The sequence below is a fragment of the Streptobacillus ratti genome (genome assembly GCF_001891165.1).
Taxonomy (GTDB): Bacteria; Fusobacteriota; Fusobacteriia; order Fusobacteriales; family Leptotrichiaceae; genus Streptobacillus; species Streptobacillus ratti.
Genome location: NZ_LKKW01000127.1, coordinates 1 through 248, shown reverse-complemented (window position 1 = coordinate 248; position 248 = coordinate 1). Strand labels below are relative to the sequence as shown.

Annotated in this window: 2 tRNA genes; both read left to right on the top strand. The window is 45.6% G+C overall.

Annotation, left to right across the window (positions count from 1 at the left end):
- The first annotated feature begins 43 nt into the window (after nucleotides 1–43).
- Nucleotides 44–120: transfer RNA gene (locus BT993_RS07085), tRNA-Ile, on the top strand.
- Between the two features lie 23 nt (nucleotides 121–143).
- A tRNA-Ala gene (locus tag BT993_RS07080) sits at nucleotides 144–219 on the top strand.
- Nucleotides 220–248 lie beyond the last annotated feature (29 nt).

Below are 248 nucleotides of genomic sequence, written 5' to 3'. Positions count from 1 at the left end.
TGCTTTATTTATTCCTTTTTAATAAGTCTTTTAGTATAAATAAGGGCGTATAGCTCAGGTGGTTAGAGCACTGTGCTGATAACGCAGGGGTCGCTGGTTCGAGTCCAGCTATGCCCACCAGAAAGAAGACACTATTGTTTTATGGGGATATAGCTCAGCTGGGAGAGCGCCGCACTTGCACTGCGGAGGTCAGCGGTTCGAACCCGCTTATCTCCACCAATAAAATAGGACATAGGACAATGAGAAAT